We start from the raw sequence: 9,036 nt of genomic DNA on the forward strand, positions 1-9,036 counted from the left end.
ATGGCAGACCTGCCCGACGTCGACCTCGAGGTCCTGACCGCTATCGCGTCCGGAACCCACCACGATCCGCACACCGTGCTCGGCCCCCACCTGCTCGACGGGCCCCGCGCGGTGGTACGCGCCCTACGGCCGCTCGCCGACGAGGTGGTGGTGACCACCTCCGGCCCGGACGGTGACACGGAGGTGGCCGCCACGCACCAGGGTGCGGGGGTGTGGGCCGCCGTCGTGCCCACGACAGAGGGACCGGACGGGACCAGACATGCTCCCGACTACCGCGTCCGCACCCGGTCGGGCACGGACACCTGGACGTCCGACGACCCGTACCGGTTCCTGCCCACCCTCGGCGAGGTGGACCTGCACCTGATCGGCGAGGGCCGGCACGAGCAGCTCTGGCAGGTGCTCGGCGCCAACCTGCACCGGTACCCGAGCGCGACGGGCGACATCGCAGGCGTCGCCTTCGCCGTGTGGGCCCCGAACGCCCGCGGCGTGCGGCTCGTGGGCGACCACAACGGCTGGGGCGGCACGCACCCCATGCGGTCGCTCGGTTCCACGGGCGTCTGGGAGCTCTTCGTCCCCGACGTCGGCCCGGGCCTGCGCTACAAGTACGAGATCCTGGGGGCCGACGGCGTCTGGCGCGCCAAGGCGGACCCGCTCGCCAAGGCGACGGAGCAGCCGCCCGCGACGGCGAGCGTCGTGACCGCCTCGAGCCACGAGTGGCACGACGACGCGTGGATCGCCGCACGGACCGCGACCGACCCGCACTCCGCGCCGCTGAGCGTGTACGAGGTGCACCTGGGCTCGTGGCGGCCCGGCCTCGGCTACCGCGAGCTCGCGGAGCAGCTGACCGCCTACGTCAGCGAGCAGGGGTTCACGCACGTCGAGCTGCTGCCCGTCGCGGAGCACCCGTACGGGGGGTCGTGGGGCTACCAGGTCACCAGCTACTACGCGCCGACCTCGCGGTTCGGCTCGCCCGACGACTTCCGCCACCTCGTGGACCGGCTCCACCAGGCGGGGATCGGCATCATCCTCGACTGGGTGCCCGCGCACTTCCCGCGCGACGAGTTCGCCCTCGCCCGCTTCGACGGCGCGCCCCTGTACGAGCACCCCGACCCCCGGCGCGGCGAGCAGCAGGACTGGGGCACGCTGATCTTCGACTTCGGCCGGCGGGAGGTACGCAACTTCCTGGTCGCGAACGCGACCTACTGGTTCGAGGAGTTCCACGTCGACGCGCTGCGCGTGGACGCCGTCGCCTCCATGCTCTACCTCGACTACTCCCGCAAGGAGGGCGAGTGGGCCCCCAACGTGCACGGCGGGCGGGAGAACCTGGAGGCGATCGCGTTCCTGCAGGAGACCAACGCGACGGCCTACCGGCGCACGCCCGGTGTCATGATGATCGCCGAGGAGTCGACGGCGTTCCCCCAGGTCACCGGCCCGACCTCCAGCGGAGGGCTGGGCTTCGGCCTGAAGTGGAACATGGGCTGGATGAACGACACCCTCCGCTACCTGGCCGAGGACCCGTACAACCGGCGCTACCACCACGGCGAGCTGACGTTCTCCCTGGTGTACGCGTTCACCGAGCAGTTCGTGCTCCCGATCAGCCACGACGAGGTGGTGCACGGCAAGGGGTCGCTGCTGGGGAAGATGCCGGGCGACCGGTGGCAGCAGCTCGCGGGCGTGCGGTCCTTCCTCGCCTACCAGTGGACCCACCCGGGCAAGCAGCTGCTGTTCATGGGGTGCGAGTTCGCGCAGGAGTCCGAGTGGTCCGAGTCGGACGGGCTGCCGTGGCACCTGCTCGGCGATGCCGGGCACGCGGGCGTGCAGCACCTGGTCCGGGACCTGAACGCGCTCTACCGCGCGACGCCGGCGCTGTGGGAGCTGGACTTCGACCACACCGGGTTCGAGTGGCTCGAGGGTGACGACGCCGACCACAACGTGCTGGCCTACGTGCGCCGGTCGCGCTCGGGCGACCCCGTGGTGGTGGTCGTGAACTTCGCCGGCGTGCCCCACGAGGGTTACCGGCTGCCGCTGCCGACGCTGCCGCTGGCCTCGCGGGCCGAGACCTCGTTGGCCGAGCCCTCGCGGGTCGAGACCGTCGAGACCACGACCGCCGCCGAGCCGACAGCCGCCTCCGTGTGGCGCGAGGCGCTGAACACCGACGCGACCGTCTACGGCGGTTCGGGCGTGGGGAACATGGGCCGCGTGCAGGCCGAACCGGTGCCCCACCACGGCCGCGCGTGGTCGGCAGTGGTCCGGGTCCCCCCGCTGGGCGCCCTGGTCCTCGTCCCGGAGCCCCCGACGGCCGGGTGACGGCGGCCGACGCCCCAACCTCTTCGAGGCCTAGGTTTCTCGCGCTCCAGCCGTCTCGGAGCGAAGAGACCTAGGCCTCGAAAGGGTGCTCGGGCCGGAGATCAGTAGAGGCTGATCGCCAGGCGCTTGCGCGCCTTGCTCACCCGTGGGTCCCCCGTGCCGGCGAGCTCGAAGAGCTCCAGCAGCCGTACGCGGAGCTTCTCCTTGTCGTCGGCATCGGCCCCGGGCAGCAGGTCGAGGAGGCGAGCGAACGCGTCGTCCACCTTGCCGCCCAGCATGTCCAGGTCGGCGACGGCGAGCGCCGCCTCGACGTCGGCCGGCGCGTCCGCCGCGGCCTTGCGCGCCGCGGCGAGGTCGGCGTCCCGGGTGCGCTGCATGAGGCGTACCTGCGCGAGGCCCGCCGTCGCGTCCGAGTCCTTGGGGTCCTGCCGGAGGGCCTTCTCGTAGGCAGCCACGGCGGCGTCCAGGTCGTCGCGCTCGATCGCGTCGTACGCCTCCTGGTGGAGCGGCGGCAGCGGCGGCAGCTGCTCGGTCTCGACCTCGTCCGCCGCGGGCGCGGCGCCCGGGGCGCGGCCGTTGACGCCGTTCTGCTCGGCGGCCGCCAGCACCTGGTCCAGCACACCGCGGATCTGCTGCTCCTCCGCGGCGCCCTGGAACAGCGGCAGGGGCTGGCCCTGCAGCACCGCCACCACCGTGGGCACACCCTGCACCTGGAACGCGGCGGCGACCTGCGGGTAGGTCTGCGCGTCGACGCGGCCGAGGAGGAACCGCCCGCCGTACTCGTCGGCGAGGCGGCCCAGCGTGACGCCGAGCTCTGCGTTCGCCTGGTCGGTCGGGATCCAGATCAGCATCACCACCGGATAGGTGGACGAGTCACGAACCAGCTGCTCGAAGTTCGCCTCGCTGACGTCCACGACGAAGCCACCGGCTTCGGGGGCGCCGCCGGGTTCACCGGGCGGCGGTGCCTGGGGTCGGTTGAGAGCGGACAGGTCGACGGCGCCGCGCACCGCGAACTCGGGCTGGGCGCTCCGGGCGGGCCCGGGCTGAGGGGACGGACTGCTCATGAGGGCAATCCTAATGACCGCGCGGGCGCTCACCCGCCGACTCCGCTCTCAGCGAGAATCGGCGGGCAGCCGCCCCGGCGAGGCCTCCGACGTCGTCAGTCGTTCGAGACGATGTGGGGCACCCGGTGGTACCCGACCAGCGTGATCGGGGCGCTCGCCCCGGCGGGTGGCACGTACAGGGCCACCATGTCGCGATACACGATCCGCACCACGTTGGTCTGCTCGGCGTCGCCCCAGAGCGCCCTGGCCGACGGCGTGGGCGGGCCGAGCTGCCAGTTCTCCTCCGCCCGGACCGTCTCCTGGCTGGCCAGCACTCCGAGCACGAGGGCGCCGCCGTCGACGGTACGGACCGCCTTGACCGGATCCTCCGTTGGCTCGTACGCGATCTTGAAGGAGCCCCTGCCGTCCTTCTCCTCGATCGCGTCGACCTGGAGCTTGCCGTACTCACGGTGGAACCGGCGCAGGTCGTCGTCGGCGAAGCCGTCGGCGTACTGCGAGCGCCCGTCGACGCTCAGCACCGACGCGTACTGCTCGATGACCGTCGCCGGCGCCACCTTGAGGCTCGTGTCGTCCGCCGAGACCGCCGGGCTGCCCAGGGCGGCCTCCGCGAACCGCGGCATGGTCACGCTCGGCAACAGCTGGACGTAGCCCCACAGCTTGTACTGCTCCCGCGCGGACGCCTGCTCGAAGGCCACGAGCACCGGCGTGCCCCTGCCCTGCGGCTGGACCCCCATGCCGTAGCTGCTGCGCGGCCAGCCCTGGTCCGACGGCAGAACCACCTGCTGCATCTGGGGCGTCAGGTCGGTCAGCGCCTCGCTGTCCCCGCGGGCGGCGGCGAGCTTCAGCTCGGCCTCGCGCATGGTGAGCGCCGGCCCGGACAGCCGCGCGGCCAGCGACCGCACCTCGTCGACCTGGTCCGCCTCCGCGACGACGGTGGAGACCCGGTCCAGGATCTTCAGCTCCTGGGTCTCGCTGACCACCGCCGCGACCACCGGCGCGTCGGCCTCGGGGACCGGCGGCTCTGCCGTGCAGCCGGCGAGCAGCATCGCGACGGCGCCGGCCGTGGCCAGGTGGGCCGTGCCCCGCCGTCGGGCGATCTCCCGACAGGTCGTGGAAAGAGCTTCGGAAAGCGGCAAGGGTGGCCTCCGTAGGTTCACGGAGGCCACCCTAGCGGCGGCGGCTGACCGGTTCGCCGGCCTGATCAGCCGTTCGAGACCGAGCTCGGGACGTGCTCGTAGCCGACCAGGCTGACCTGGTCGTCGGACTCCTTGGGCGGCACGTACATCGCCACGATGTCCTTGTAGTTGACCTCGACCACGTTGGTCACCTTGGTGTTGCCCCATAGTGCCTGGGTCGTCTCGGTCGGCGGGCCGATCTCGCAGCCCTCCTCCTTGGCGGTGATCGTCTCCTGGCTGATCATCGCAGCCATCACGAGAGCACCGCCGTCTGCCGTACGGACCGCCTTGACCGGATCCTTCGTGGGCTCGTACTCCACCTTGAAGGCGCCGCCGCAGTCCTCCTTGTTGATCGCGTCGACCTGGAGCTTGCCGTAGTCCCGGAAGAACTGCCGCAGGTCGTCGTCGCTGAAGGTGTCGGCGTACTTCGAGTCCTTGTCGACCGTGAGCACCGACGCGTACTGCTTGATCGCGTCGGCCGGTGTCACCTTGAGGCTCGCGTCGTCCGGCAGGACGGCCGGGCTGCCAAGGGTGGCCTCCGCGAACCGCGGCATGGTCACGCCCGGAAGCAGGCGCACCCAGCCCCACAGCTTGTACTGGTCGCGTGCCGTGGCCTGCTCGAAGGACATCAGCACAGGGGTCGTGAGGTCCTTCGGCTGCACCGTGATGGCGAAGCTGCTGCGCGGCCACTCCTGGTCCGACGGCAGGATGACCTGCTGCATCTCCATGTTCAGGTCGGTCAGCGGCTCGGTGTCGCGGCGGGCGGCGGCGACCTTGAGCTGCGTCTCGCGGATGTCGAGCGCCGGCCCGGACAGGCGCGAACCGAGAGACTTCGCGTCGCTGGCCTTGGTCACCTTGCCGACGACGCTCGCCACGTCGTCCAGGATCTTGCCCTCCTGGGCCTCCGTGACGACCGCCTCGGCGACCGGCGCTTCCGGCGTCGGGGTCGGTAGCTCCTCGGCACAGCCGGTGAGCAGACCCGTGGCGAGCACGGTTGCTACCACGGCCGTGACGCGGGTCGTGGAGCGTCTCATTGGTTACCTCCGTCGTTCCCGGTGACGCCCCAGGTCTGACGCCACGCGGCAGCCCGGCTGCTCGGTGTCTCCGGCTCGGGCTCTGGTTCGGGTTCGGACGCGGGCACGGTGGGCATGGCGCCCGTCGCGGCCCTGAGCTGCGCCTGCTCGCGCAAGCGCATCTCACGTCGGGTCAGTGGCTTGCCTGACGCGGCGGGAGCGGCCGGCTCGGCCCGTGCGGCGGCCGGCGCCTGGGGCGACGCCGGTGCCTGGTCGGGTGCGGCGCCGCCGAACGGCGTCCGCTCTGCCGAGGGCTGCCCGGTGGGAGCGGGTGCGGCTCCGGGTGCCTGGCCCCGGCGCCGGCGGATCCCGCGGACGGACGCCGCAGGGGCGGCGACCGGTTCGGGCGCCTGCTCGGGAACCGGGGGCGGGGTGATAGGAGCCGCTCCGCCGAACGGGGCCGGCGCTCCCCAGGTGCGGGTGTGGTCCTGCTCGGGGTCGGGCAGACCACGTTCCGGCGGCCGTACGGGTTCGTGCTCGGGCCGCCCACGCTCGGGCCTGCCACGTTCCGGCCTACCACGCTCCGGCCTGTCGCGGCCCGGCAGCTCCCGGCCGGCCGCGGCCGGCGGGTAGACCGCCGTACCTCCGTCGGCGGGGTCGCCCAGCGCGGGCGGGAAGCCTGCGGCCGGCTCGTGCGCGGCCGGGCTCGACCGGTCGCCGTCCACCTCGAAGACCGTGTCCCGACGCGACGGGTCGGAGTCCGCTTTCCGGGTACGGCCGGCGGACGACGAGCGTCCCTTGCCGGAGCCGCGGTTCTTACGACGTGCGCCGATGGCCAGGAAGATGCCGAGGATCAGGAGGAAGCCACCGCCCAGCACGCCCGGCCACAGTAACGGGGTGTTCACGGGACGAGGCCAGGTGAACTCCAGCGTGGGCGCCTGGGCGCCCTCACCGACGCCCGCGGCCAGCAGGACCGTGCGGCCGGGCTGCTCGGTCCAGCGCATCTGGACTCTGGTCTCGCCAGTCACCTCGGAGATCCACATGTCGGATCCGGCGGGATCAGGACCGGTGCCCGGCTGCCCGGCCGGTTCCTCCGCCGCTTCGCCCTCTGTCGCTTCGCCCTCGGGAGCGGCACCCGGGACGACGCTCAGCGTCTCCCAGGAGGACAGGCCGGTCACCGAGTCGTAGGGGTCCTGGCCGACCCAGCCGAGCACGTCGACGTCGGACCCGAGCGCGAGCGTGACCTTCTGCCCCTCCGGGACAGTGGCCCGCACGGTCACCTGGTCGTCGACCAGGCCGAGCACACCGGGCTCGGTCACGACCATTGTTCCGTCGCCGCTGGGGGTCGCGGTCGCGACAACTGTGTCGGACTCGCGCAGGACGGTTGCCGTCGCAACCCCGTAACCGATCCCGCCGAGTCCGGCAAGGATCAGGAGGATTGCCAGAAAGCGTTGCACCACCGATTCCCTTCGAATTTTGGGCGCGCGGCCCGTCGATCAGGTGGATGTTCCAGCATAGGGACCGAACGCGGAGCCCTGTCCAATGACGGGCGTGCTTGTGCGGTTCGGTCGGGATTCTCACCCTTCCTTCACTGAGGTGTGCCTGAACCGCCACCAGGCCGCGCGGGCCGTCTCGCGCAGGTCAGGTCGCGCGGGCCAGCGAGAGTATTCCATGCAATACGTACATTGCATCCGCTAGCGGGAGTATCCACATCCGCACAAGGCACGTATCCTGGGCGCCGGACGGCCGGTATAAGCCGCGTCCCAGGGGGGAGCCTGACCCGCGCCTCACCAAGTTCCGACACTGGAGGTCTGCACCGTGTCCGACGAGCGCTCGCTCTTTCCGACTGCAATGCGCGGATACGACCGCGATCAGGTGCATGCGCACCTGGACCGGTTGAACCACGCCCTCGAAGAGGCACGGCGCCAGGTCGAGGCCTCAGACAGCCGCGCCATGCAGCTCACGCAGGACCTCACCGACGCCAAGCGCAATCTGCGCGAGACCGAGAAGCCTTCGTACGCCGGCCTCGGCTCCCGCATCGAGCTGCTGCTGCGTTCGGCCGAGGACCAGTCGACCGACATCATCAACCAGGCCAACCAGCAGGCCGCTGACATCATGGCCCGGGCGAAGCTGTCCGCAGGGCAGGTGCGCTCGCGCGCCGAGTCCGAGGTCGCCGAGATGCTCGCCAGCGCCCGCCGCGAGGCCGAGGAGATCCGCACCACCATGGCGGCCGAGGCCGAGGGTCACCTGCTGGCCGCGCAGCGCCGCGCCGAGGAGCTCGTGGGTTCCGCCGAGCGCGAGTCCGCGCAGATCGCCAGCGCCATCAACGCCGAGGAGAGCGAGCGCCGGGCCAGCCTCGAGCGCGAGCTCGGCACCCTGCGCTCGACCGTCGAGCGCGAGACCACCGAGCTGCGCGTCAAGACCGAGGCGGACGCCGCCAAGCTCCGCTCCGAGGTCGCCGCCCAGACGAGCGAGCAGCGCGAGTCCGCCGAGCGCGACTCCTCCGCGATGCTGTCCAGCGCCCGGGCCGAGTCCGAGCAGATCCTCTCGGAGGCACGCCGCCAGGCGGCCGAGGCGGCCAACGCCGTCACCACCGAGATGGAGGAGCTGCGCGAGCAGGCCCGTGCGGCGCTCGCCCAGGCAGAGCTCGACATCGCCACCCGCAAGGAGAGCGTCGAGAAGGAGCTCGCCGAGCGGCACGAGACGGCGAAGTCCGAGATGGCCAAGCTGGTCAGCACCGCGGAGGAGCACGCAGCAGAGGCCGAGAAGCGCGTGGCCGTGGCTCTGGAGCAGTCGGAGAAGATCCGCTCGGAGTCCGACGTCTACGTCAAGGACCTCGTGGCAGACGCCCGCAAGTCCGCGGACCGCATCGTGGCCGAGGCCAGGGAGTTCGCGGAGCAGACGATCGACGACGCTCGCGCCGAGGCGGAGTCGAGCCGGTCGGCCGCGCAGCACCAGCTCGAGGACCTGACCCGTCAGCACGACTCGATCAACTCGTACCTGGACGAGCTGCGCGGCATGCTCGGTACGCCGACCGAGGCCGCTCCGGCCAAGCCCGCCCTGCCGTCGAAGCCGAAGGGCATGTCCGGGGCGACCCCGGCGCAGCAGGCCCGCTTCGCCGTCGTCGGCGACGGCACCGAGGCAGAGCCCGACGTCCCCGAGTCGACCGACACGGGCTCGATGCCCGCGTCGATCCCGCCGAGCAACCCGACGCCCGTGCCCGTCGGCACGGCGACCGTGGTCATCCCGTCGGTCAAGGGCACCAAGGCGAGCACGAAGGCCGGCCAGCCCGCCGAGAGCGAGGACGCCGAGGAGCCGGTCGGCGAGAAGGCCGGCGCCTCGAAGTAGCCCCGCCTGCTGGGCTAGTTCCGCGAAGTAGAGCGCCTGTCCGGGTCTCCCTGGTAAGGTCTTCCAGTCGAGCCCCGCGCCCAGGCCTGCTGCGACGTCGAGCGTCGAGTCCACGAGGCGGTGCACCAG

The 9,036-nt window shown here is 72.0% G+C and carries 6 protein-coding genes; 2 read left to right on the plus strand and 4 right to left on the minus strand.

Features of this window, described 5'->3' with window-relative positions:
- Positions 1 to 2,307 carry a 1,4-alpha-glucan branching protein GlgB gene (glgB, locus tag AB0I32_RS21665; protein ID WP_357509778.1) on the plus strand — a complete coding sequence of 769 codons (2,307 nt, stop codon included), beginning with the start codon at positions 1 to 3 and terminating at the stop codon, positions 2,305 to 2,307.
- A gap of 101 nt (positions 2,308 to 2,408) precedes the next feature.
- Here the strand turns inward: glgB and AB0I32_RS21670 are convergent, their stop codons facing one another.
- The 4 genes from AB0I32_RS21670 to AB0I32_RS21685 form a co-directional block, all read right to left on the minus strand.
- Positions 2,409 to 3,371 carry a tetratricopeptide repeat protein gene (locus AB0I32_RS21670; protein ID WP_357509780.1) on the minus strand — a complete coding sequence of 321 codons (963 nt, stop codon included), beginning with the start codon at positions 3,369 to 3,371 and terminating at the stop codon, positions 2,409 to 2,411.
- Positions 3,372 to 3,466: 95 nt separating this feature from the next.
- Positions 3,467 to 4,507 (minus strand): hypothetical protein, encoded by a 1,041-nt coding sequence (locus AB0I32_RS21675; RefSeq protein WP_357509782.1) that lies wholly within the window; start codon positions 4,505 to 4,507, stop codon positions 3,467 to 3,469.
- A gap of 65 nt (positions 4,508 to 4,572) precedes the next feature.
- Positions 4,573 to 5,580: a hypothetical protein gene (locus AB0I32_RS21680; RefSeq protein ID WP_357509784.1), complete on the minus strand. Its 1,008-nt coding sequence runs from the start codon at positions 5,578 to 5,580 to the stop codon at positions 4,573 to 4,575.
- Positions 5,577 to 7,016 carry a hypothetical protein gene (locus tag AB0I32_RS21685; RefSeq protein ID WP_357509786.1) on the minus strand — a complete coding sequence of 480 codons (1,440 nt, stop codon included), beginning with the start codon at positions 7,014 to 7,016 and terminating at the stop codon, positions 5,577 to 5,579. Before AB0I32_RS21685 ends, AB0I32_RS21680 begins: the two co-directional genes overlap by 4 nt.
- A gap of 361 nt (positions 7,017 to 7,377) precedes the next feature.
- Between AB0I32_RS21685 and AB0I32_RS21690 the strand changes: the two genes are divergently transcribed.
- Complete coding sequence (locus AB0I32_RS21690) at positions 7,378 to 8,907, plus strand: DivIVA domain-containing protein (protein WP_357509788.1); 1,530 nt, start codon at positions 7,378 to 7,380, stop codon at positions 8,905 to 8,907.
- The last annotated feature ends 129 nt before the right edge of the window (positions 8,908 to 9,036 follow it).

This window comes from Promicromonospora sp. NPDC050249 (assembly GCF_040656015.1).
GTDB lineage: Bacteria > Actinomycetota > Actinomycetes > Actinomycetales > Cellulomonadaceae > Promicromonospora.

What these genes read in the sequence shown, in the direction of transcription:
- glgB (WP_357509778.1), top strand. Translation starts at nt 1, where the DNA reads ATGGCAGACCTGCCCGACGTCGACCTCGAGGTCCTGACCGCTATCGCG.
- AB0I32_RS21680 (WP_357509784.1), bottom strand. Translation starts at nt 5,580, where the DNA reads ATGAGACGCTCCACGACCCGCGTCACGGCCGTGGTAGCAACCGTGCTC.
- AB0I32_RS21670 (WP_357509780.1), bottom strand. Translation starts at nt 3,371, where the DNA reads ATGAGCAGTCCGTCCCCTCAGCCCGGGCCCGCCCGGAGCGCCCAGCCC.